This window comes from Streptantibioticus ferralitis, from assembly GCF_029223525.1.
GTDB lineage: Bacteria > Actinomycetota > Actinomycetes > Streptomycetales > Streptomycetaceae > Streptantibioticus_A > Streptantibioticus_A ferralitis.
Genome location: NZ_JARHTQ010000001.1, coordinates 405,673 through 428,106 on the forward strand (window position 1 = coordinate 405,673; position 22,434 = coordinate 428,106).

General features: G+C 71.4%; 19 protein-coding genes and 1 tRNA gene. 10 read left to right on the top strand and 10 right to left on the bottom strand.

What is annotated here, in order from left to right; genetic code table 11:
- Positions 1–102: 102 nt before the first annotated feature.
- The 3 genes from lysA to P2L57_RS01855 form a co-directional block, all read right to left on the bottom strand.
- Positions 103–1,494, bottom strand: a complete 1,392-nt coding sequence (gene lysA / locus P2L57_RS01845; RefSeq protein WP_275807032.1) for a diaminopimelate decarboxylase — start codon at positions 1,492–1,494, stop codon at positions 103–105.
- A 16-nt stretch (positions 1,495–1,510) separates the two neighbouring features.
- Positions 1,511–2,536 (bottom strand): ArgS-related anticodon-binding protein NrtL, encoded by a 1,026-nt coding sequence (gene nrtL / locus P2L57_RS01850; protein WP_275807035.1) that lies wholly within the window; start codon positions 2,534–2,536, stop codon positions 1,511–1,513.
- 174 nt (positions 2,537–2,710) lie between these two features.
- Entirely contained in the window at positions 2,711–3,145 is a 435-nt protein-coding gene (locus P2L57_RS01855) for a response regulator (protein ID WP_275807037.1), read from the bottom strand.
- Between the two features lie 200 nt (positions 3,146–3,345).
- Here P2L57_RS01855 and P2L57_RS01860 point away from each other — a divergent pair.
- The 3 genes from P2L57_RS01860 (at position 3,346) to P2L57_RS01870 (ending at position 4,846) form a co-directional block, all read left to right on the top strand.
- Positions 3,346–3,417, top strand: a tRNA-Arg gene (locus P2L57_RS01860).
- Between the two features lie 618 nt (positions 3,418–4,035).
- Positions 4,036–4,206, top strand: a complete 171-nt coding sequence (locus tag P2L57_RS01865) for a hypothetical protein (protein WP_275807040.1) — start codon at positions 4,036–4,038, stop codon at positions 4,204–4,206.
- 37 nt (positions 4,207–4,243) lie between these two features.
- Entirely contained in the window at positions 4,244–4,846 is a 603-nt protein-coding gene (locus tag P2L57_RS01870) for an AAA family ATPase (protein ID WP_275807042.1), read from the top strand.
- On the opposite strand, the gene P2L57_RS01875 is transcribed toward P2L57_RS01870, so the two are convergent.
- The 4 genes from P2L57_RS01875 to P2L57_RS01890 form a co-directional block, all read right to left on the bottom strand.
- The gene (locus tag P2L57_RS01875; RefSeq protein ID WP_275807046.1) at positions 4,790–5,266 is read right to left on the bottom strand and encodes a hypothetical protein; all 477 of its coding nucleotides are present in this window, start codon (positions 5,264–5,266) and stop codon (positions 4,790–4,792) included. The two genes, P2L57_RS01870 and P2L57_RS01875, sit on opposite strands and share 57 nt — an antisense overlap.
- Complete coding sequence (locus P2L57_RS01880; RefSeq protein WP_275807049.1) at positions 5,263–6,222, bottom strand: FAD-dependent oxidoreductase; 960 nt, start codon at positions 6,220–6,222, stop codon at positions 5,263–5,265. The genes P2L57_RS01875 and P2L57_RS01880 overlap by 4 nt, the downstream gene beginning before the upstream one ends.
- 17 nt (positions 6,223–6,239) lie before the next feature.
- On the bottom strand, positions 6,240–7,718 hold the full coding sequence (locus P2L57_RS01885) for a cellulase family glycosylhydrolase (protein WP_275807052.1): 1,479 nt from the start codon (positions 7,716–7,718) through the stop codon (positions 6,240–6,242).
- A 254-nt stretch (positions 7,719–7,972) separates the two neighbouring features.
- Positions 7,973–8,626 carry a pentapeptide repeat-containing protein gene (locus P2L57_RS01890; protein ID WP_275807055.1) on the bottom strand — a complete coding sequence of 218 codons (654 nt, stop codon included), beginning with the start codon at positions 8,624–8,626 and terminating at the stop codon, positions 7,973–7,975.
- Positions 8,627–9,033: 407 nt separating this feature from the next.
- Here P2L57_RS01890 and P2L57_RS01895 point away from each other — a divergent pair, with 407 nt between their 5' ends.
- Positions 9,034–10,398 (top strand): FtsW/RodA/SpoVE family cell cycle protein, encoded by a 1,365-nt coding sequence (locus P2L57_RS01895; RefSeq protein WP_275807610.1) that lies wholly within the window; start codon positions 9,034–9,036, stop codon positions 10,396–10,398.
- A complete protein-coding gene (locus P2L57_RS01900) occupies positions 10,395–11,852 on the top strand; it encodes a penicillin-binding transpeptidase domain-containing protein (RefSeq protein WP_275807058.1) in 1,458 nt (485 codons plus the stop codon). The genes P2L57_RS01895 and P2L57_RS01900 overlap by 4 nt, the downstream gene beginning before the upstream one ends.
- 20 nt (positions 11,853–11,872) lie before the next feature.
- On the opposite strand, the gene P2L57_RS01905 is transcribed toward P2L57_RS01900, so the two are convergent.
- A complete protein-coding gene (locus P2L57_RS01905) occupies positions 11,873–13,045 on the bottom strand; it encodes a carboxylate-amine ligase (RefSeq protein ID WP_275807061.1) in 1,173 nt (390 codons plus the stop codon).
- A 21-nt stretch (positions 13,046–13,066) separates the two neighbouring features.
- On the bottom strand, positions 13,067–15,541 hold the full coding sequence (locus P2L57_RS01910) for an ATP-dependent Clp protease ATP-binding subunit (protein ID WP_275807063.1): 2,475 nt from the start codon (positions 15,539–15,541) through the stop codon (positions 13,067–13,069).
- Between the two features lie 213 nt (positions 15,542–15,754).
- Here P2L57_RS01910 and P2L57_RS01915 point away from each other — a divergent pair, with 213 nt between their 5' ends.
- Positions 15,755–16,558, top strand: a complete 804-nt coding sequence (locus P2L57_RS01915; protein ID WP_275807066.1) for a hypothetical protein — start codon at positions 15,755–15,757, stop codon at positions 16,556–16,558.
- A 21-nt stretch (positions 16,559–16,579) separates the two neighbouring features.
- Here the strand turns inward: P2L57_RS01915 and P2L57_RS01920 are convergent, their stop codons facing one another.
- Positions 16,580–17,707: a ferritin-like domain-containing protein gene (locus P2L57_RS01920; RefSeq protein ID WP_372515570.1), complete on the bottom strand. Its 1,128-nt coding sequence runs from the start codon at positions 17,705–17,707 to the stop codon at positions 16,580–16,582.
- A 182-nt stretch (positions 17,708–17,889) separates the two neighbouring features.
- On the opposite strand from P2L57_RS01920, the gene P2L57_RS01925 reads away from it, so the two are divergent.
- The 4 genes from P2L57_RS01925 (at position 17,890) to P2L57_RS01940 (ending at position 22,259) form a co-directional block, all read left to right on the top strand.
- Entirely contained in the window at positions 17,890–18,822 is a 933-nt protein-coding gene (locus P2L57_RS01925) for an AurF N-oxygenase family protein (RefSeq protein ID WP_275807069.1), read from the top strand.
- A gap of 138 nt (positions 18,823–18,960) precedes the next feature.
- Positions 18,961–19,698 (top strand): TetR/AcrR family transcriptional regulator, encoded by a 738-nt coding sequence (locus tag P2L57_RS01930; RefSeq protein ID WP_275807072.1) that lies wholly within the window; start codon positions 18,961–18,963, stop codon positions 19,696–19,698.
- 31 nt (positions 19,699–19,729) lie between these two features.
- On the top strand, positions 19,730–19,981 hold the full coding sequence (locus P2L57_RS01935) for a DUF8847 domain-containing protein (RefSeq protein WP_275807075.1): 252 nt from the start codon (positions 19,730–19,732) through the stop codon (positions 19,979–19,981).
- Between the two features lie 253 nt (positions 19,982–20,234).
- Positions 20,235–22,259: an outer membrane protein assembly factor BamB family protein gene (locus P2L57_RS01940; RefSeq protein WP_275807078.1), complete on the top strand. Its 2,025-nt coding sequence runs from the start codon at positions 20,235–20,237 to the stop codon at positions 22,257–22,259.
- Positions 22,260–22,434: the final 175 nt, after the last annotated feature.

A 22,434-nucleotide genomic window follows, 5' to 3' on the forward strand; every position in this document is an offset into this window, starting at 1 on the left:
GACCTCGTTTCTGAACAACTCTTTACCAATTGGTGTGGAACCAGTCTCACCCACCGGACGCGAGTTTCTATGCTCCGTCCAGCATCCGAGACCAAGATCTTGCTAGCCGATATCGAGACGCAGGAGATCCTCCTCCGTCTCGCGCCGGACGATCACCCGCGCCTGCCCGTCGTCGACCACCACGACCGGCGGGCGCAGCGCGTGGTTGTAGTTGCTCGCCATGGAGCGGCAGTACGCACCGGTGGCGGGCACCGCGAGCAGGTCGCCGGTCGCGAGGTCCGCGGGCAGGAACGCGTCCCGCACCACGATGTCGCCGGACTCGCAGTGCTTGCCGACCACCCGGGTGAGCATCGGCTTGGCCTCGGAGGACCGCGAGACCAACGCCACGGTGTACTCGGCGTCGTAGAGGGCGGTACGGATGTTGTCCGACATGCCGCCGTCGACGCTGACGTAGGTCCGCAGACCCTCCAGCGGCTTGATGTTCCCCACCTCGTAGAGCGTGAACGCCGTCGGGCCGACGATCGCCCGGCCGGGCTCGACCGACAGCCGGGGCACGGAAAGCCCCGCCGCGGCGCACTCGCGGGTGACGATCTCGGAGAGCGCCTCGGCGATCTCGTGCGGCTCACGCGGATCGTCGTCCGAGGTGTACGCGATACCGAGACCGCCGCCGAGGTCGATCTCGGGCAGCTCCACCCCGTGCTCGTCCCGGATCTGCTTCAGCAGCCCGACGACACGGTGGGCAGCCACCTCGAATCCGGAGGTGTCGAAGATCTGCGACCCGATGTGCGAGTGGATGCCGATGAGTTCGAGGCTGTCGAGCTTGAGCGCACGGCGTACCGCCTCGGCGGCCTGGCCGTCGGCGAGCCCGATGCCGAACTTCTGGTCCTCGTGCGCGGTCGCGATGAACTCATGGGTGTGCGCCTCGACGCCGACGGTCACCCGGATCTGCACCCGCTGCCGCCTGCCGAGCCGCTCGGCGATACCGGCGACCCGGACGATCTCCTGGAAGGAGTCGAGGACGATCCGCCCGACACCGGCCTCGACGGCCCGCTCGATCTCCCGAACGCTCTTGTTGTTGCCGTGCAGGGCGATGCGCTCGGCGGGCATGCCCGCCGACAGCGCCGTCGCCAGCTCGCCCTCCGAGCACACGTCGAGGTTGAGCCCCTCCTCGTGCAGCCAGCGCACCACGGCGCGGGAGAGGAAGGCCTTGCCCGCGTAGAAGACATCGGCGTCCGTGCCGAACGCCTCACGCCAGGCGCGGCAGCGGGCCCGGAAGTCCGCCTCATCGAGTACGTATGCCGGAGTGCCGAACTCCGCGGCCAGCGCCCGGACATCGATCCCGCCGACCTCGACCGCGCCATCGGCGTTGCGGGCGACGGTACGGGACCAGACCTTCGGGTCCAGCGCGTTGAGGTCGGCGGGCGGCGCCGTGTAGTGGCCTTCGGGCAGTACGTCGGCGTAGCGGGGCCCAGCGGGGTGTGCGGAACGGGACATGGTGCTCTGAAACTCCTCAGAGGTGTTCGGGCGCGGAGATGCCGAGCAGGGTCAGGCCGCCCGCGAGCACCGTCCCGGCCGCGTCGGCAAGCGACAGCCGGGCCCGGTGGGCGGCCGAGGGTTTCTCGTCACCGCGGGGCAGCTGCGGACACATGTCATGACAGGCGAAGAAGGCGTCGGCCGTGAGCTCCAGATGCCGGGCGATCCGGTCGGGGGAACGGTGCCGGGCGGCAGCCTCGACGATGCGCGGGAAGTCGGCGAGCACGCCGAGCAGCCGGTGTTCCGCCGGATGTGCGTAACGGCCGTCGGGGTCCGGCTCGATGCCCAGGTCATGGGCGTTGCGCAGCAGGGCTCGGGCGCGGGCGTGTGCGTACTGGACGCGGAAGAGGGGGTTCGACTCGCGCTGCGCGAGCAGTTCGCCGGGGTCCAGCCGGGGGGCGTCGCCCGGCGGCGGGCGCAGGAGGCCCCAGCGGGCGGCGTCGGGGGTGAGACCGGGGATGAGGTCTGGGGCGCGGCCGGGGGCGCGGGAGTCGCCGGGGGGCATGTCGGGCGCGGGCCGGGCCGCGCGTACCCGTACCGGCTCGGGCGGCCCCTCCTCGGCGCCGCAGGCCCGCAGCAGCCGGTTCCCCGCCTCGGCGACGGCGGCGGCACGCGGCTCGCCGTCGTGGGTGAGGGTGGTGCGGGTACCGGCCAGCGAACGGTTGTGGCCGTAGGCCGCCCCTCGTGCGAGAACCTCGCGCACCAACCCGGCCTGCGCGGTGGCTTCCAGCGTGATGTTCAGGAATCCGGGGTCCGTGATCTCCACCCGGGCGATGCCGGGGCAGTCCGCGAGGCGCCCGGCCAGTATCTCGGCGACCTGCCGTGGCTGCCGCCCCGCCGACTTGGCGAGCCGCAGCGCGACGTTGGTGGCGTAGTCCCCCTGCCGTGACCCGCGCGGACGCTCGACGATGACCCGCTCCGGCACGGGCACGCGCAGTTCGTCAGCCTCGACGGCATGACGAACCGCGCTCAGCACGGTACGGGAGAGCTCGGCGGGGGTCACAGGGAAAGCGTAGGCGAGGTGGGGGGTGATCCCGCGAATGGGTTTCGAGTAGTGGGCACCCGACACCCAGGCCCCAGGAGCACCACTCGCCCCACAGGACCACCACTTGAGCCCGGAGCACTGCGGGCTGGCCCAGGAGCACTGCGGGTTGACCTAGGAGCACTGCGGGCTGGCCTAGGAGCACTGCGGGCTGGAGGCGGGAAGCTCCTCCGCCTCCTCAGGGACGGCCGCCGGACCAGCGTGCATCAGCCGTCGCACCAACCGCACCAGCTCGGCCGGTTCGAACGGCTTGGCGAGGAAAGCATCCACCGCGGCCCGCTCCCCGTCCTCAACCTCCGGCCGGCTACAGGCACTGATGATGGCGATCCGCAGATGCCGGGTCCGCGGATCCGCCCGCAACCGCTCCGCTGCCCGCAGCCCGTCGACCCGCGGCATCACGACGTCCAGCGTGACCACGTCGGGCCGCACCTGATGCACGATGTCCAGGCACTCCGCACCATCAGCCGCGGTCACGACCTCGAAACCCTCCAGTTCGAGGTTGACCCTGATCAGCTGTCGGATGACCTTGTTGTCGTCGACAACAAGAACCCGCCCGGGCGCGCCCTGCACACCCTGAAGACTAGGCGTGCGCCACCGGTTGCGTCCGCGTTTTACCCACTTCTTCCCCGTGCGGGGGAGGTTTCCCGGACGATGGGACGCACCCCCGGCGGATGGGGTAGTCCCCCTCCATCCCCCCGCAAAAACCCTGTACACGTGCACCCTCCCAAAGCTGGTAGGGTTCTACCCGTCGCCGCCACCAAGGTCGACACGCCCCCGTAGCTCAGGGGATAGAGCAACGGCCTCCGGAGCCGTGTGCGCAGGTTCGAATCCTGCCGGGGGCACCCCTTATGGAGTGCCTAAAGACCCCGTGACCAGCGAGAACGCTGGCGGCGGGGTCTTCGCGTATGTGCAGGCGAATGCCGCCCGATGCAGACCTATGACAGTGATCACGTTGCAATAGCGTGATGACCTTGGAAGGTCTTCCTGCGGGCCGGTGAGGGATTCGCGGCACCCCTAGCGCAGCGTGCGGACTCCTGCATGCCGGGGGGCAGCCACGCTGTGGCACCTCCCAGCGGTCAACCCCCAGGGCTGATCAACTTCCCCCATCCTCGGTCCACCAACAACCTCTTGAACTCGGAGCGTTGTTCATCGTCGAGCGCCCGCATCGGGAGAAGGACGAACTGTTCTGCCCGCCGCTTCCGGATGCCAGCCACAGGGCAGCGGACAGCCCAGTGACTCCCGGTGAGGAAGCACCTATGTCCCACAGTGGCACAGAACCTTCTGCCGAACCGAGCACTCCGGCAAACAGCCAGCAACCGCCGCACAAAAGGGAACCCCCCGCCCGGCGGGCCGCCGCACCTGTCCAGGGGTCTCAACCGGCCCATGAGCCGGGCCCCCAGTCACCGGCCGAATGCCGCCACGACCGCTGGATACGCCTGGCCCGCCGCGCACTGACCGCCATGTTCATCATCGGCTGCTGCATCCTTGTCGTGCTCTTCTTCGGCGCCGCCTGCATCGCCACGTACGACGGCGCATACCCGCGTGCGGTCGCCTGCACCGGACTTGGCGCGTTGTGCACGAGTGTGCTCGCCTTGACCATCAATGTGATCGCCAGGAGGAGCCCTCGATAGCAACAGGCGGCACGCGCCTCGTGGGTATCGTCGTCGCATGCTGCTGTGGATCAACGGGCCGTTCGGAGGCGGTAAGACGCAGACCGCTTATGAGCTCCAGCGGCGGTTGCCGGGGAGCGTGGTGTGCGATCCGGAACATGTGGGTTACGGGCTGCATCGCATGCTGCCGGTCGGGATGCGCGGGGACTTCCAGGACCTGGTGAGCTGGCGGCGTGGGGTGCGGGAGGTGCTGGACCTGGTTCTGCGCGGGTATGACGGGCCGGTCATCGCGCCGATGACGCTTGTCGACCCTGGGTACTTCGCGGAGATCGTCGGTGAGTTGCGTGCTGACGGTCATGACGTACGGCACTTCGCTCTTCTCGCTGAGCGCGACACCGTGCTGCAGCGGCTGAAGGAACGCGGGCTGGGCCGGGGGCTGAAGCGGGAGAGCTTCGCCGTGGCCCGGCTCGACGACTGCCTGCGGCGGCTGCGGGGCGAGGAGTTCGCCGAGCACATCCACACAGACCGGTTGACGGTGCCGAAGGTCGCCGACCGTATCGCCCGCTCGGCCGGGCTGCCGATCACCGAGAACACCGACGGTCCGCTACGGGCGCGACTGCGGCGGTACGCGATCGGTGTTCGCCACATCCGCTTCCACTGACGCCACCGGCTGCGAAGGAGGCCAACCGCCCCCCGGATGGGCCAGCTTGGACGTGTCGACGAACAGGCCGGCGAACGCCAGAACCGCCGCCGTGAGCGCGGGCACGCTGTTCGGATGGTTGCCGTGCACCGTGACCGCGACACCGGTGGCGATCACTCCGGCCAGGCCCGCGACGGTCAGGGCGATCCAGATCCAGCCCTCGGCGTTGCGCCAAGGCCCCTGCTGGGTCTTCCCGTTGGGGTTGATCACCGCTCCGAACAGTGCCGTCGCCACGATGGAGAGGTCCCTGGTGAGTGTCGACAGATCGGCGTTCGCCGTCTTCCAGGCGGTCACGCTGAGGAAGGCCATCAGGGCGAGGAAGCCCAGGGCCAGCACGACCGCCGTGACTCCCCGCTGCACCGCGTTGAGTGCCGCCGTCACTTCCACACCTCCCCCGCCGCCTCGTCCGCACAGCCCCAGGAGACGGTGATGCCCGCGCCGCCGTGGCCGTAGTTGTGGACGCACACCGCCCCCTTCGGGGTCGCCAACTCCTCGCGCTCCAGCCGGACTTCGTCGCGCACCGGGCGTAGGCCCACCCGATGCCGTAGCACCCGGGCGGTGGAGATCCGGGGGTCGATCAGGGCGCAGCGGGCGATGATCGCGTCGGCCGTGGCGGGGTCGGGGGCGGTGTCCCACACGCCCTCGTGGGCGGTGCCGCCCAGCAGGAGGCCGTAGGGCTGGGGAAAGAGGTAGACCGCCTCGGCGTCCTCCTCGCCCGCGCGGACGAACCACTCGGTCAGCCCTGGGTTCTCGACGACGACGATCTGTCCCCGAACCGGGCGCACCCGCGGATCGGGGACCAGGTCGCGGGCCGCCAGTCCGGTGCAGTTGGCGATGCGAGGGGCGTGCCGGGCGGCCTCGTCGAGGCTGATGGCCGTGCGCTGTTCCAGCGTGCCGCCCGCCGCGATCAGGCGTCGGGACAGGTAGTCCAGGTGCGTGGGCATGTCGACCAGCGGGAGTCGGGCGCGGAAGCCCGACTTGTAGCCCGGCGGCAGTTCGTCCGGTTCCGCGGGCCGCAGGCCGGGGACGGTGTCCGCCCAGTAGGGCAGCGGAAGGTCGCCGTCCAGCGCCTGGACGCCCGCCACCAGGCGGACGCCCGTCTCCTCGGGCCGCTCCGCGAGCTCGGTGAGGACCTCGAAGGTGCGGCGCGACCAGGCGGCGACCCGGTGCCGCGGCTCGATGCGGTACGGCTCCCACAGCGCCCCGGCGATCGCGGACGTGGTGCGGTCCACCGGGTCGCGGCTCCACACCCGTACCCGCGCGCCCGACTCCGCGAGGCGGATGGCCGTGGTCAGTCCGATGACCCCGCTACCGATCACGATCACATCGCATGGCATGTTCCGGACGCTACCGTTCATCGACCGTACACGGCGATGGTTTTCCGCTCGCCGGGCCGCCCGCCGACCGGCAACACCCTGGCCACTCCCGGCCGTTGCCGCGTCGGCTGCTCGATCCGGATCACCGCTTTCGCGGACACGACCACCCGGACGCCGTTCGGGAAGGCGGTGTTCGGAAGGGTGATCTCCGTTTCCGCCGGGCCGCCGGCGCGTCGGAGCGCCATCGTCAGGCGGTAGACGCGCCGCGCCGGATCGTACGACTCCGCCGCCGGGGCTCCCGCCACCGTCGTCGCGTACGGCCAGAACGCGGGCTCCTTGCCCGGTGCCGGGCGGCCGTCGGCGCCGTAGGCGCAGTAGCCCGCGCCGCGGGCGGCGCGGCAGTCGTACCACATGGTCCAGCCGGTCGCGAAGGCCCGCATGGAGGCGACCTGGCGGGCCACCAGCTCCGCGTTGCCGGGTGTGGCGGCGGACGGCGGGCCCCACTCGCCGACCACCACCGGTAGCCGGTGCGCGGCGGGGTAGCGGCCGATGGCGGACTCGTAGGCGGCGATGAAGCCGTCCTTGGGGTTCCAGTCGGCGCCGGACTCGACCGCGGTGTCGTAGTAGTGCGGTGCGTAGCCGAGACGCGCCGGTCCCGGCCGCGGGTCGGTGAAGCCGGGCAGCCTGGTCGGTACGCCCTCGCCGACCAGGACGGTCGGCTCGACGAACAGCCAGGCGCGCTGGTCCGCGCCGCGGACGGCGGCGACCACCCTGCGGTACATAGCGGCGAGACGGCCGCGTTCCAGCGCGGCGGAGGCCGCGAGCTGGACCTTCGGGTCGGTGGGGTCGCCGGGGAACGGCCCGCTCGGCTCGTTGAACAGGTCGTATCCGAGCAGTGAGCGGTGGCCGCGCAGCGCCCGGGCCACCGTCCGGTACGCGGCCGACTGGGCGGTACGCAGATCCGCGTCGTCGTACAGGTGCCGGAAGGCGGCCTGCACCGCGGGCTGGAAGTAGTCGGCGAACCAGTCGCCGGGGTTGTGCTGGAACGGCAGGCCATCGGTGCGGGTGGCCCAGCGCGGCAGCCCGTCGCCGCCGAACCGCGGCCCGTACACATCCTGGTGCCAGTCGACCAGCACCAGCACCCGGTAGTGGTCGGCCCAGCCCAGGACGTGGTCGAGGTAGCGGAGATACCCGGTGTCGTAGTGGCCGCGCCGCGGTTCCACATGGCTCCACTGGATGTCCAGACGCATCAGGTTGAAGCCGCCGGCGGCCAGATCGGCGACGCTGGATTCGGTAACCGCGTCGGATTTGCCCAGGTTGAGACCGTGGAGTTGCAGGGCGCGGCCGCGCGCGTCCGCCAGATAGGTGTGGCCACCGATGGTGACGGTGCCCACCGGTGGCGGCGCGGAAGGCGCGGCTCCCGCGGGCACGGCGGACGCTCCCAGCAGACCCAGGGCCGCGGCGCACGCCACCGCGATCCGACCCGGCCATCTACCCCGCCACAGACCCAGGCGCATGGCCCATGAGCATGACGGCCAATCATGCTCACGACAAGGTGCCGGGCACAAGGACTTCGCCTGGCCTTCACGCCGCCTCCCACCCGACGTCTACAACCGTGTAGTAGATTGATCGCACTCGGTCCGGGCGCGGCAGCACCCCCCGGATGCGCCCGGGCCGAGTCGCAAGGCTCCGCCTGACGATGCCGCCCCGGGCGGCGCGGCGGGCCCGCGGTTCGGCCGGGGCCCTAGGGTCGGCCTTCCGGGACACCCAGTCAGCGGTCCTCCACCACGATGCCCAGCGCGCCCGCCAACCCCGGTGCCAGCTGGACGAGTTGGGAACTGTTGATCATCGCACCGCTCAGGGCTTCGTAGCCGTCGGCCAGATCGAGCAGGCTGGCGCCCCGCAGATCAACCCGCTTCAGCGCGGCCCGCCCGAGCCGGAGCCGCTCCAGGGCCGAGCCGGGGAACGACACATCGGCCAGCCGGGCGCCGCCCAGATCGACATCGCGCAGCACACAGTCCTCGAAGACGACCTCGTGCAGCGCGGCGGACCGCAGGTTGACCGAGTCGAACTTGCACCGGCGGAAGGACACCCTCCGCAGCTGCGCGCCGAACGCCTCGACACCCGCCAGCACGCACGAATCGGCGGTGGAATCCAGCCAGTTGGTCTCCGCGCAGCCGGTGCCGACGAGGCGGGTGCCCTGTATCCAGACCTCGTTGAAGCGGGCGGCGCGCAGCGAGCCACCGGTTATCGCGCACTCCGTGACGGCGCATTCGAGGAACTGCGCGTCATCGGCCCGCTCCTCCTCCAGGGTGAGGCCGTCGAAATGCACCGTGTCATACCGCTGCCGCGCCGCCAGGCCGCCCGCGTGCGGCTGGAGCAGATCGGCGTACGGCAGGTGGGACAGTTCCCCGGGCACGTTCATACAGACCACGCTAGCGAGGGGGTCTGACAACGCCCGATGCCTGTCGGCGGATCCGCGGATGCGCACATGGGTGCCGCTGGTTCGGCACCGCGGGGTTGCACGGTAGGGCCATCACCCCGACGGCCCCGAGCGAACACCTCTGGATATAAGCCGCATAACGCCCAGCGCTTGCTAGGTTGCCAGCCATGAGCCACTTCCTCCTTCCTGTCGCCGCCTTCGGCTCGGGAGGGGCCGGACGTCCCGGACGCGGACGCGCTGGCGACACCGGACGATCCGGAGGTGCCGCCTCCGGGACGGGAGGCGCGGGACGCGCGGGAGAGCCGGGAGGCGCGGGAGAGCCGGGAGGCGCGGGAGGCCCGGGAGACCCGGGACGCACGGGAGGCACAGGAGGCTCCCGGCCCGCTCCGCTGCCCGCCGTACGACTGCCCAGGCGGCGCGGTGTCGAGCTCTCGCTGCTGGCCGTGGCCGTACTGATCAGCGTGTACGGCTATGTCGCCGTCGGACTCGCCAAGCACGGCGCGGTACCGCGGGGCGCGGGGGGCTACGGCGCCGCCCTGGCGGTACTGGCCGTACTCGCCCACCTCGCCGTGCGGTGGCGGGCCCCGTACGCCGACCCGCTGCTGCTGCCGATCGCGGTGCTGCTCAACGGGCTCGGCCTGGTCCTCATCTACCGGCTCGACCTGGAGACGCCGGGGAACCCGGCGGCCCCGACGCAGATGGTGTGGTCAGCGCTCGGCGTCGGACTGTTCGTCGCCGTCGTGGTGCTGCTCCGGGACCACCGGACCCTGGCGCGCTACGGATATGTGTCGATGGCCGCCGCGCTCGTCCTGATGGCCGTTCCGATCTTCTTTCCGGCGATCAACGGGGCCAGGATCTGGATCCGGTTGGGCCCGCTCTCCTTCCAGCCGGGCGAGTTCGCCAAGATCCTGCTCGCGGTGTTCTTCGCCGCGTACCTCGCGGCCAACCGCCATGCGCTCGCGTACACCGAACGCACCCTCTTCGGCAGGCTTCAACTGCCCACCGGCCGGGTGCTCGGGCCCATCCTGGTGGTCTGGACGCTGAGCATCGGCGTGCTGGTCCTGGAGACCGACCTGGGGACCTCGCTGCTGTTCTTCGGGGTCTTCGTCGTCATGCTCTACGTGGCCACCGGCCGCACCGGCTGGATCGTCATCGGTCTGCTGCTCGCCGCCGCGGGCGCCTACGGCGTCAGCACCGTGGAGACGCACGTGCACAGCCGCATCGACAACTGGCTGCACCCGTTCGCCAGCATCGCCGCGGGCCAAGGGGCGGGGCAACTCGCGCAGTCGCTCTTCGCCTTCGGCGCGGGCGGGCTGCTGGGCACCGGACTCGGCCGGGGCCACTCGATCCTGATCGGCTTCGCCGTGAAGTCCGACTTCATCCTGGCCACCGCGGGCGAGGAGTTGGGGCTCACCGGCCTGCTCGTGCTCTTCCTGCTGTACGCGCTGCTGGTGGAGCGCGGCTACCGCGCCGGGCTCGCCGTCCGCGACTCCTTCGGGCGGCTGCTGGCGGTCGGGCTGGCATCGATCCTGGCGCTCCAGGTCTTCGTGATCGCGGGCGGGGTGATGGATCTGATCCCGCTCACCGGCATGGCGATGCCGTTCCTGGCGCAGGGCGGCTCGTCCGTCGTCACCAACTGGATCATCATCGCGCTGCTGATCCGGCTCAGCGACTCGGCCCGCAGGCCACGCCCGCTGACCGCGGAGACCGGCGAGATCGCCACCGTACGGCCCGTGGAGGACGACGAACGGTGATCCGCTACATCCGGCATGCCGCCGTCCTCTGCCTGCTGATGCTCGTCGCACTGCTGGTCAACGCCACCCGGGTGCAGGTCGTCAACTCCGACTCGTACGCCGCCAACCCGGCCAACCGGCGCACGGTGCTGCTCCGCTACGGCCAACCCCGCGGGAACGTCTACGCGGGTGCGACGGCCGTCACCGGCTCCAAGGACACCGGCGGATCGCTGCGTTACCAGCGCACCTACCCAAACGGCCCGCTGTACGCGCCCGTTACCGGCTATGCCTCGCAGACCTACGGCAGCACGCTGCTGGAGAACGCCGCGGACGGCATCCTGTCCGGCACCGATCCGCGGCTCGCCGCGTTCCCGCTGTGGAACGCGATCGCCCGCGAGCAGAACCCGGGCGGGCAGGTGCGCTCGACCATCCTCCCGGCCGCGCAGCAGGCCGCGTTCAGCGGTCTCGGCGGCAGCAAGGGCGCGGTCGCCGCGGTCGAACCAGCCACCGGCAGGATCCTGGCGCTGGTCTCCTCGCCCTCCTACGACCCGGGAAGCTTCGCCGGAACGAGCCGCTCCGACGTCGCGGCCTGGCAGCGATTGACCTCCTCCGCCGACCAGCCGCTGCTCAACCGGGCGATCCGGCAGACCTATCCGCCCGGCTCCGCCTTCAAGGTCGTCACAGCCGCCGCGGGCCTGGACAGCGGCCGGATCACCGACATCAACGCGGCCACCACCTCCCCCGACCCGTACCCCCTGCCGAACACCGCGACCCAGCTGACCAACGAGGCCGGCGGCTGCGCCAACGCCACGCTGCTCTACGCCTTCCAGGTCTCCTGCAACACCGTCTTCGCCGAGCTCGGCGATGACGTCGGACTGTCGCGCATGGTGAGCACCGCGCAGGCCTTCGGCTTCAACGACAAGAACCTGGGCATCCCGTCCCGGGTCAGCGAAAGCGTCTTCGACACCGACATGAACGCCGCACAGCTCGCCCTGTCGTCCATCGGCCAGTACGACACCCGCGCGACGCCCCTGCAGATGGCGATGGTGGCGGCCGCGGTGGCCGACGGGGGCCAGGTGATGCGGCCCTATCTGATCGACAGGGAGACCCGGGCGAACGGCTCGGCCGTCGCCGTGACCCGCCCCAAGGCGCTTCGCCGCGCGATGAGTTCACACACGGCGTCGCTGCTGCAGCAGATGATGGTGAACGTGGTGACCCAGGGCACCGGTACGAACGCCCGGATTCCCGGGGTGGACGTGGGCGGCAAGACGGGCACCGCGCAACACGGTGTGGGCAACGCGGGGACGCCCTACGCCTGGTTCATCTCCTGGGCACGGCCCAAGGGGTCGGGCACCGCACCGGTCGCGGTGGCGGTGGTGGTCGAGGACGCGGCGGCCAACCGCGCCGACATCTCCGGCGGCGGCAACGCGGCGCCGATCGCACAGGCGGTGATGCGGGCGGTGCTGGGCCTGTGAGCGGGCCGCCGGGCCGCGCCTCACAGGGTTCCGGTCGGAGTCTGCGCCAGCAGGAAGTCGACCACGTCGGTCAGCAGACCGCGATGCGCGTACGCGGCGCGCTGCCGGACCGCCCCCGGGCCGACCGCGCGCAACCGCCGCAGCCCGACGGTCACCGCCTGTACGTCGCCGAGTTCCTCCAGCGCCGGACGGATGTGGCGCAGCAGGGCGTCGACGAGGCTGCCCGGTTCGGTGGCCCGCCCGGTACGCGGATCGATGCCCACGGCGGTCAACTCGTCGCGCGCCGCCCGCCAGCAGGCGGCGCGCAGCAGCGGTGTGGGCAGGTCGGGGCCGGGGTCGCCGCGCTCCACGGACCGCAGCGCGGTGACCACCAGCGCCCTGACCACGGCGGCGAGCAGGGCGCTCTCCTCGGCGGTCACCGGCATGTCGCAGGCCCGTACCTCCAGGGTGGGGTAGCGCGTGGAGAGCCGGACGTCCCAGAAGATCGTCCGCCGGTCCACCAGCGCCCCGCCCTCCTCCAGCGCGTTGACCAACTCGTCGTGCTCGCGCAGCGAGTGGAAGTACGGCGGCGGCCCGGACACCGGCCACCGCTGCCAGTGCAGCCAGCGCCAGCTGGCGTACCGGGTGTCCCGGCCCTCGTGGAACGGCGAGTTGGCGGACATCGCGATCAGCGCCGGAAGCCATGGCCGCAGATGGTTGCCGACCAGTACCGCCTGCTCCCGGTCGGGTACGCAGGTGTGCACCTGGCTGGCGCAGATCACATGCTCGTCCACCAGTGCGCGGTAGGCCTCCAACTGGGCCCGGTAGCGCGGCTTCTGGGTGATCTGCTGGGGGACCGCCCCGCCGAGCACCGACGCACCGGTGGCCACCGCGCCCAGCCCTTCGATGGCCGCCGCCGCGGCGACCGCCGCCCGCGACTCGCGCAGATGCCGCAGCAGGTCGGCGTGTTCGACACACGGCGGGGTGTGCGTCTCCAGCTGGACCAGGCCCAGCTCCGAGGTCACGGCGTCACCCAGATCCACCGCTGCCCGCTTCACCACCATCGCCGAGGTCGCGGCGACATCGCGCGTCGCGGGGTCCACGAGGAGGTACTCCTCCTCCACGCCCATCAGCGGCTTGCCCGTGAGGGGTTCTCCCGTAGCGGGTGTGCAGGGCCCGGTCTCGCGCTCCTCGCGGTCTGTCTGGTCTGTCATCGCCACTCCGCCCAGTGAAGGTCATGACGTCTTCTCGGGCCGACGGACCGCACAGCTGAGTGTGCCGTCGACGACGGCGACGATTACCGTGTCGCCGGGTTCCGCGACGCCGGACAGCAGCAACGAGGCGACCCGGTTGTCCAGTTCGGTCTGGATGACGCGGCGTAGCGGCCGGGCGCCGGCCTCCGGCTGGTAGCCGGTGCCGGCCAGCCACTGCCTGGCTGCCTCGGTCACCTCCAGTTCCAGGTCCTGGGCGCGCAGTCGTCGGCGGCTGCGTTCCAGCATCATGTCGAGGATCACCGCGATGTGGTCCCGGCTGAGTGGATGGAAGACCACGATGTCGTCGATGCGGTTGAGGAACTCCGGGCGGAACTGCGACTCCAGCTCCGGCTGGATCACGTCCCGGATCGCGGCGATCGGCCGATCGGCCAGGTCCTGGATGCGGCGCGCGCCGACGTAGCTGGTCATGATGACGACCGTGGTGCGGAATTCGACGGTGCCGCCCTGGGCGTCGGTCAGCCGCCCGTCCTCCAGGATGCGCAGCAGCACGTTGAAGGCGTCCGGGTGCGCCTTCTCGATCTCGTCGAACAGCAGGACGCAGTACGGTTTGCGGCGCACCGCGTCGGTCAGCAGGCCGGCCTCCTCGTGGTCGGTGTATCCGGGCGGGGCGCCGACCAGGCGGCTGACGGTCTGCCGCTCCTGGTACTCGTTCATGTCGATGCGGATCAGGCGGTCCTCGTCGCCGAACAGCACCTCGGCCAGCGCTTTGGCCAGTTCGGTCCTGCCGACGCCGGTCGGCCCGAGGAACAGGAACGAGCCCACCGGCCGGTCCGGGTCGCCCAGTCCGGAACGGCTGCGCCGTACCGCCTCGCAGACCGCGGTGATCGCCTCGTCCTGGCCGACGACCCGGGCGTGCAGCGCCTCCTCCAGCTTGAGCAGGCGCTCGCGTTCGGTGGCGGCGAGCTTCTCGACGGGGATGCCGGTACGGGACGAGACGAGGGCGGCGATGTCGTCGGCGGTGACGGCGGCCACGCCCGCGCGCTTCTCCGCGAGCTTGGACAGTTCCTCCTCGGCCTTGAAGATCTCCGCCTTCAGCTCCTCGGCGCGCCCGTAGTCCTCGTCGGCGACGGCCTGGTCCTTCTCACGGCGCACCTTGTCGACCCGTGCCTCGGCGGCCGTGAGTTCGGCGCCGCGGGCGAGTGAGCGCAGCCGGACCCGGGCGCCCGCCTGGTCGGTGAGGTCGATGGCCTTCTCGGGCAGGAACCGGTCGCTGATGTAGCGGTCGGTCAGTTCGGCCGCCGCGACCAGCGCGTCATCGTAGTAGCGGACCTGGTGATGGGCCTCGTACACGTCGCGCAGCCCCTCCAGGATCCGCACGGTCTCCTCGACAGTGGGCTCGCGGACCAGCACCGGCTGGATCAGGCGCTCCACCGCCGGATCCTTCTCCAGGTGCCTGCGGTACTTATCGACGGTGGTCGCGCCCACCAGGTGGAGTTCGCCGCGGACCAGCGCCCGCTTGAGGGTGTTCCCCGCGTCCATCGCGCCCTCGCGGCCGCTGCCCGCGCCGACCGCGGTGTGCACCTCGTCAATGAACAGGATCAGACCGCCCGTGGTGGCCTTGCCCTCGTCCAGCACCTTCTTGATCCGCTCCTCGAACTCCCCCCGGTGCTTCGCTCCGGCCGCCAGGCCGACCAGGTCGAGCTGGACGACGGGCTTGTTCGCCAGCGACTCGGGCACGTCGCCGTCCGCGATCCGCTGCGCGAGCCCCTCGACGACGGCCGTCTTGCCCACGCCCGGCTCGCCGATCAGCACCGGGTTGTTCCGGGAGCGGCGGGAGAGGATCTCGACGGTCTGCTCGATCTCGTCCGCCCGGCCGACCACGGGGTCGAGGCGGCCCGCCCGCGCCTCCTCGGTCAGATCGCACCCGTACTCGTCCAGCGTCGGGGCCTTGGCGCCGCGGTCCGTGGGTTCCGCGGTGGTCCGCAGGGCGTCGGGGGTGGTGGCGTGCGAGGTCAGTGCCCGGATGGCGGCGCTGCCGGGTTGTTCGACCAGGGCGCTGAGGATGTGCTGCGGCCCGATGTACGAGGCGCCGCTGGACCGGGCCAGGGTGTGCGCGGTGCTCAGGGCGCGTTTGGCGGCCGGGGTGAGCTGCGGCCGCTCGCCTTCGGCGAGCTCGCCGATGGGCAGCGCCTCGGCGAGTTCCGCGGCGAGCCGGTCGGGTTCGACGCCCGCCTTGGCCAGCAGGCTACGGGACGGTTCGACCCGGGTGGCGGCCCACAGCAGGTGGTCGGTGTCCAGGTCGGCGCTGCCGTCGTCCGCGGCCCGCCGGGCGGCCGAGGATGTCAGCTCTCGGGCGGAGTCGCTGAGCAGTCGGCCGATCGGTGCGCGCTCCGTGGCGGAAGCCGCAGTTCGAGGGCTCAGCCCCAGGAATCTCTCCAGCAGATCGAACGGGTCGAGCCGGTCGCGGCGGGGCCCGCGAGAGGTACCTGGCAGCATGGGCGTCATCTCCTTCGGCCCTGCGGCGGAAGGCGCGGCGAGCCGCACGGAAGCACGTCGTGCGCACGTACGATTCCCAGTCTCACCCGGCGGCCGTCAGCCCGCTAGGCGGGCGCCCGCGGGGGCCGGGGGGCCTGATCCCGGCACCCTGGCGGTACGAGAGGATGCGGGCCGGCGTTCGTCCGTCATTCACCGCAGGGGGGACCTGTCACCGTGAGCACACCACCGGGCCCGTACGTGCAGCACCCGTACGGCCAGAGCCCGTACGGGCAGCCCTACCCGCAACCGCAGACCTATCCGCAGGGGCCGCCGAGCCCGTACGGCCCGTACGGCCAGGCGCCGCAGGCCGGTTGGGGCGTCCAGCCCCCGCTGCCGCCGCTGCCGCCGCAGCGGAACACCGGCAAAGTGATCGCCGTCGTCGTGGGCGCGATCGCGTTCTTCGCCGTCGGCGGTGCGGGACTGCTGGTGACGCTGGGCGGTGGGGGCGGCGGTACCAAGGCCGATTACAAGTTGACGGTCCCGCGGTCCCTGGAGAGCGGCAAGTACACGCTGCAGCAGGACATCTCGCAGAAGCTGGACAGCGACATGGCGGGCCAGCGCAGCGGCTACGGGGCGCACGACATGAGGGGCGCCGCCGGTGAGTACCAGTCGGCGTCCGGCAGCTCGCTCGACCGGATGTCCGTGACGGGGCTTTACGGCACGATCGACGACCCCGATGTGGCCAAGGACCACTTCCTCCACGGCATGGAGACCAGCGGCACCACCACCGTCGCCGTCCCCTCGAAGGTGATCACCCCGAGCGGCTCCACCGAACCGCTGACCTGCGAGGTCCTGAACGCCCAGGTGGGGGTGCGCACCCTGCCGACACCGGTCTGCGTATGGGCCGACAACGGCACGCTCGCCGCCGTGATGAAGCTGAGCGCCACGAACCTGACGACGAGCGCCGACTCCATCGACCTCAACGCCTTCGCCGAGGAGGCCAACACGATCCGCGAAGAGGTACGGGTCAGGCTCTAGGCCCCCCGCGGCGGCGCTCCGTCAGGACGCCTCCGCGCCCTGGCGGATCGTTTCGGCCACCTCCTGGGTGCGGGCCGATTCCTCGGCGGAGAAACGTTCCGCGTCCAGCTTTTCGGCGATCTCCTCGTCCTGGGCCATCAGCAGGTCCAGGTTGGAGTCGCCCAGCTCGAAGACGCCCATGTCCACGTACGCCTGCTGCAGGCGTTCGCCCCACAGTCCGATGTCCTTGACGCAGGGGACGATACGGCTGAACAGCAGTTTGCGGAACAACTGCAGGTATTCGGACTGCTCGCTCAGTTCGTCGGCCTCCTTCGCGGGTACGCCGAAGTTCTCCAGGACTTCGGCGCCGCGCAGGCGGTCGCGCATCAGATAGCAGCCCTCGATGACGAATTCCTCGCGCTCCCGCAGTTCGGCGTCGGTGAGCTGCTTGTAGTAGTCACGCAGCGCCATTCTGCCGAAGGCCACATGCCGGGCCTCGTCCTGCATGACGTAGGCGAGGATCTGCTTGGGCAGCGGCTTGTCCGTGGTGTCGCGCAGCATGCCGAAGGCGGCCAGCGCCAGTCCTTCGATGAGGACCTGCATTCCCAGATAGGGCATGTCCCAGCGCGAGTCGCGCAGTGTGTCGCCGAGCAGGGCCTGCAAATTGTCGTTGATCGGGTAGAGCATCCCGACCTTTTCATGGAGGAACCGGGCGTATATCTCGGCGTGCCGGGCCTCGTCCATGGTCTGGGTCGCGGAGTAGAACTTCGCGTCGAGATCGGGGGCGGATTCCACGATACGGGCCGCGCAGACCATCGCGCCCTGTTCGCCGTGCAGGAACTGGCTGAACTGCCAGGAGGCGTAATGGCGGCGCAGATCCCGCTTGTTCTGCTCGCTCATCTTGTCCCAGTACGGGGTGCCGTAGAGCATCAGGTTCTGGTCCGGGACGCCCAGCGGGTCGTACGGGTCGACCTCAAGGTCCCAGTCGATGCGCTTGGCGCCGTCCCACTGCTTGTCCTTGCCCTTCTGGTAGAGGGCGAGCAGGCGGTCCCGCCCGTCGTCGTACTCCCAGGCGAAGCGGGCCTGCCCGGTGGACTGGACGGACCAGTCGGTCGGAGCGGAGGCGCCGGACCGACCGGGGCGTTGGGCGTACAGCTCGTGCGTCGACACCGACGTCTCCTCCTCTTGCGGGATGACTCTGCACCAGGACGGCTCTTGGGGCAGCGTCACATGCGGGTTACCAAAGGGTCAACAACTTCGGCCCGAGGTATTGACGACCTTGCTGACAACGCGTCTCATAAGGATGTGACCGCCGGTAACCACAAGTCCGACCCGCCAGAGGTGGCAGCCACATGACCGTGACCAATGGAACGCCCAGCGGCCCACACGACGGGATCGGGGTGCTCAAGGAGCGCGAGCAGGTGGCCGAGCGGCTGCTGGACGCATCCGCCAAGCACTCCTTCGACCCGGACCGGGAGTTGGACTGGGACGCCCCCTTCGAAGAGGGCAAGTGGTTCTGGCCGCCCGAGCTGTGCTCGCTCTATGACACCCCGCTGTGGCGGAACATGTCCGAGGAACAGCGGATCGAGCTGAGCAAGCACGAGTCAGCATCGCTTGCCTGCGTGGGCATCTGGTTCGAGGTCATCTTGATGCAGCTGCTGATGCGGCACATATACGACATCGATCCGACCAGCCGCCATGTCCGCTACGCGCTCACCGAGACCGCCGACGAGTGCCGCCATTCGATGATGTTCGCCCGGCTGGTGAAGAAGTACGGCACGCCGGTCTACCGGCCGAGCAGGCTGCACCACAATCTGGCCCGGCTGATGAAGTCGGTCTCCACGACGCCCGGTTCGTTCACCGCGACGCTGCTGGTCGAGGAGATCCTGGACTGGATGCAGCGCCAGACCTTTCCGGACGGGCGCGTCCAGCCGCTGGTGCGTGGGGTGACCCGGATCCATGTGGTCGAGGAGGCGCGCCATGTGCGGTACGCGCGCGAGGAGTTGCGCCGCCAGATGGTCTCCGCGCCACGCTGGGAGACCGGGCTGACCCGCCTGATGTCGGGCGAGACCGCGCGGGTGGTCGCCATGTCGCTGATCGGCCCGAAGGTGTACGAATCGGTGGGCCTCAACCCCCGGTACGCGATGGAGCAGGCACACAACAGCCCGCACCGCCGCGAGGTCATGCGCCGCTCGGCCGTACGGCTCACCGATTTCCTGGAGGAGATCGGCGTCCTACGCGGGCCGGGGCGTCGGCTGTGGGTCAGCTCGGGGCTGTTGGGGTGAGGCGGTAGGCGGCTTTCGTCGGGGTACGGCAGGTTTGGCACCACTGGTCCGCGCCGTCGTGGTCACGCGCCGTCGCGGCGGAACTTCTTGGGGGCAAGCCCCCGAACCCCACGGTTGCCCGGCCGTTAAGCTGCCGGTATGGGCAGCGGTGCGGAAGGGCGCGGGACGGGCACCTACCGGCGGCTGCCGGTCGCGGAGCGGCGGCGCGAACTGCTCGTCGCGGCACTGGACCTGTTCAGCCACCGCGCTCCCGAGCAGGTGTCCATAGACGACATCGCGGCCGCCGCGGGCGCCTCCCGCCCGCTGGTCTACCGCTACTTCCCCGGCGGCAGGCAGCAGATCTACGAGGCGGCGCTGCGCAGTGCCGCCGAGCAGTTGGTGGGGTGCTTCGCGGAACCGCCGGTGGGCACGCCCACCCAGCGCCTGTCCAACGCCCTGGACCGCTACCTGGCGTTCGTCGCCGAGCATGACGCCGGGTTCTCCGCCCTGGTGCGCGGCGGCTGTGTCACCGAGACCAGCCGTACGACGGCGATCATCGACGAGGTGCGGCGGGGCGCGGCGGAACAGGTCTTCGTCCACCTCGGTGTGCCCGAGCCGGGGTTGATGCTGCGGATGGCCGTACGGTCCTGGATCGCCGCGGCCGAGACGGTCTCGCTGATCTGGCTGGACGAGGGACGGCAGCCGCCCGCCGACGAGCTGCGCGGCTGGCTGATCGACCAGTTCGTCGCGATACTCGCCGCCACGGCGGCGGGCGATCCGCAGTCTGCCGCGATCATGTCGGCGTTCCTGGCCCACGAGCGCGCGGACAGCCCGGCGGGCGGCCTCGCTCGGCGGGCACTGCCGCTGACCGGGGCGGCGGCACACCTGCTCCGGTAGCGCCCGCGGGTGCGGGTGCGATCCTGAAGACGTGCGAAGCGAGGAGACCGAGTTCAGCGGCGGGCCGCTGGACGGACGGGTCATGGCGGTACTGGTGGGCCCCACCGGAAGACCACCGAAGGTGTACACGGTCCCGGTGCCCGGCGAGGACGGCGCGCCGGAGACCGTACTGGTGTACCGGCTGGCGCCCGCGGCCAGGCCGCGGCGGACCCGCTGGCGGTACGAGTACGACCCCGAGGGGCGTCGGCACACGGGGCTGAAGTGGCCCTGGAGCAAGCGGTGACGGCGGCACGCGGGTCTGCCGTGCCCCGCATCCGCCGCCCGAAACCGGCCGGTCGCTCCGGTATCCGTCCAGACCGTTGACAGCGGTGGCCGGGGCCGATTGGCTTCTGCGAGCGGGCGCGCGGCCGGTCCGCCTCCCACGCCCTGGCGGTCCGCCGGGACCGGCACGCCGCCCGCCCCTTAGCCCCGCGCCGGCGCACCTGGCAGTGGCCGGTCGGGGAAGACGGCCCGTACGCGACCCGTGGGGGGAGCGGATGATCCCGGCGCACCTCCAACCGCTCGCCGCCGACGACCCTGCCCGCGTAGGCGGCTTCGAGCTGCTGGGACGGCTCGGCGACGCCGATCCCGACGGGATGGTGGTCAGCTACCTGGCCCGCGCCGCGGAAGGCGGTACGGCCGCGCTCTCGGTGGCGCGGGAGCACTGTCCGCCCGAACGGTTCGCCGCGGCGGTGCGGGCCGCGCGCGCGATCGGCGGCCGGTACGCGCCCGAGGTGCTGGCCGCACAGGTGTCCGGCGGCCGGTCATGGCTGGCCACCGAGTACCTCCCCGGCCTTGCGCTCGCCGACGCGGTCGCCGGGTACGGGCCGCTGTCCGGCCGCGCCACGCTGGCGCTTGCGGCGCCGCTGGCACGGGCGTTGAGCCGCGCACGCCGCGCCGGGACCGCGCGACTGCGCCTGACGCCCGCCTCCGTCACGCTCACCGCGTCCGGTCCGAGGATCACGGGGGTGGACATCGCCACCGGTCCGGCGGACGACGTCCAAGCGCTCGGTGCGGTACTGGTCTTCGCCGCCACCGGCCGGCCGCCCCGCCCCGCCGACCTGCCCGGCCTGACCGCCGTACCGCCCGAGGTGCGGCCACTCGCCGCCCGGCTGCTGGCCGCCGAACCGCACCGGCGGCCGGACCCGGCGGAGCTGGCCGAGGAGATCGAGGCGCCGGTGGAGCTCTCCCGCGAGCTGCCGCCCGCGCTGGTCGCCGAGATCGTCCGCCGGACCCGCGGCCACGGCGAGCCACGTCCGGCGGGCACCCGGCCGTCGGACGCGTCCGAGCGCGGTCCGTCCCGCCGGGCGACGGTCGTCGCGGCGGCGGGCTCCGTGGCGGGCGCCGCCATAGCGGGCATCGTGTCGGCACTGGTGCACGGACGGCCGCCGACCGCTGCCGGGGTCGGCGTCAACCCGTCAAGTCCGGTGCCGCTGACGCCGACCGCGACCCGCCCGCCCGGTGTCGCGCCGCGCCCGCTGTGGACGTACGACACGGTGCCGCTCGCCGACGCCCCGCCGTTGCCGGTGGACCAGCGCACGGTGGTGCTCGCGGGCGCCGACGGCTCGCTGGTCGGCGTCGACTGCGCGAGCGGTCAACGGCGTTGGCACACCGGCGGGTTCAACCCGGCGGCAGCCGCGCAGATCACCGGTGACGGGCTGGTGGCCGGGCGGTCCCAGGGCGCCGGGCCGCCGACCCTGGCCGCGCTCGCCCCGGCCAACGGCCACCGCCGCTGGGAACTGCCGGTCCCCCGCGGCCTCGCCCTGATCGGCGGCGGGCTCGTCGCCTCGGACACCGAGGCCTGCTACCTGGCGGCAACGGCCGGCGGGCCGGGCCGACATGGCGCGGCGCCACAAGGCCCCGGCCAGACCTGTCTGGTCCGCTACGACCTGGGCACCCGCGAGGAGCGCTGGCGCACCCCGCTGGCGCACGCCGACCGTACCGCCACCCCGCAGGCCACCGTCGACCGGGCCCGGCTCGTCGTGGTCGACGGCGGGTACCTCACCTCGTACGACACCCGCGACGGCCGCCAGCAGTCGCGGACCCGGCTGCCCGGCGGGCGGGACGGCCGTCCGGCCGCCGACGGCACCCGGGCGTACGCGGCGACCGGCGGCGAGGTCGCGGCCGTCGACCTGGGCACTGGACGCATCGCGTGGCGCACCTCCGGCACATCGCGCAGACCCGCGTACGGCGATCCGGCGGTGCTCGGCGGTGTCGTGTACGTGGCGGAGCGGACGGCCGGGTTGGTGGCGCTGGACGCCGGCTCCGGTCGCAGGCTGTGGAGTTGTGCCTCGCCGGTACCGCTGCTGACCGCCGACGCTCCGGTGGTCCACCGCGACCGGGTGTACGCGGCCACCGGCGACAGCCGGGTCTGGGTCAGCGTCTTCGAGCTCTCCGGCCGCCGGATCGCCTGGACTTACCGTTCACCCAGGGCCGGGTCAGGGCGCACCCGGATCGCCTTCCTCGGCGACCAGTTGTACGTCCGCAACGGAGACATCCTGCAAGCCCTGCCCATGGACTGACCCCACGGCGTCGTCTGCTGCGTGCGTGCGACCCTGAATCCAACCAATGAGTGATGGCGCACGTCCGATTCGCACGTACGAATTCCGCTTTCTCTAACGAAGTTATGACGAGTCATGACAGGATCGGACGCGCCCGACGAAAGGTGATTCATTCGCACCCGGAGGTGATGGGATG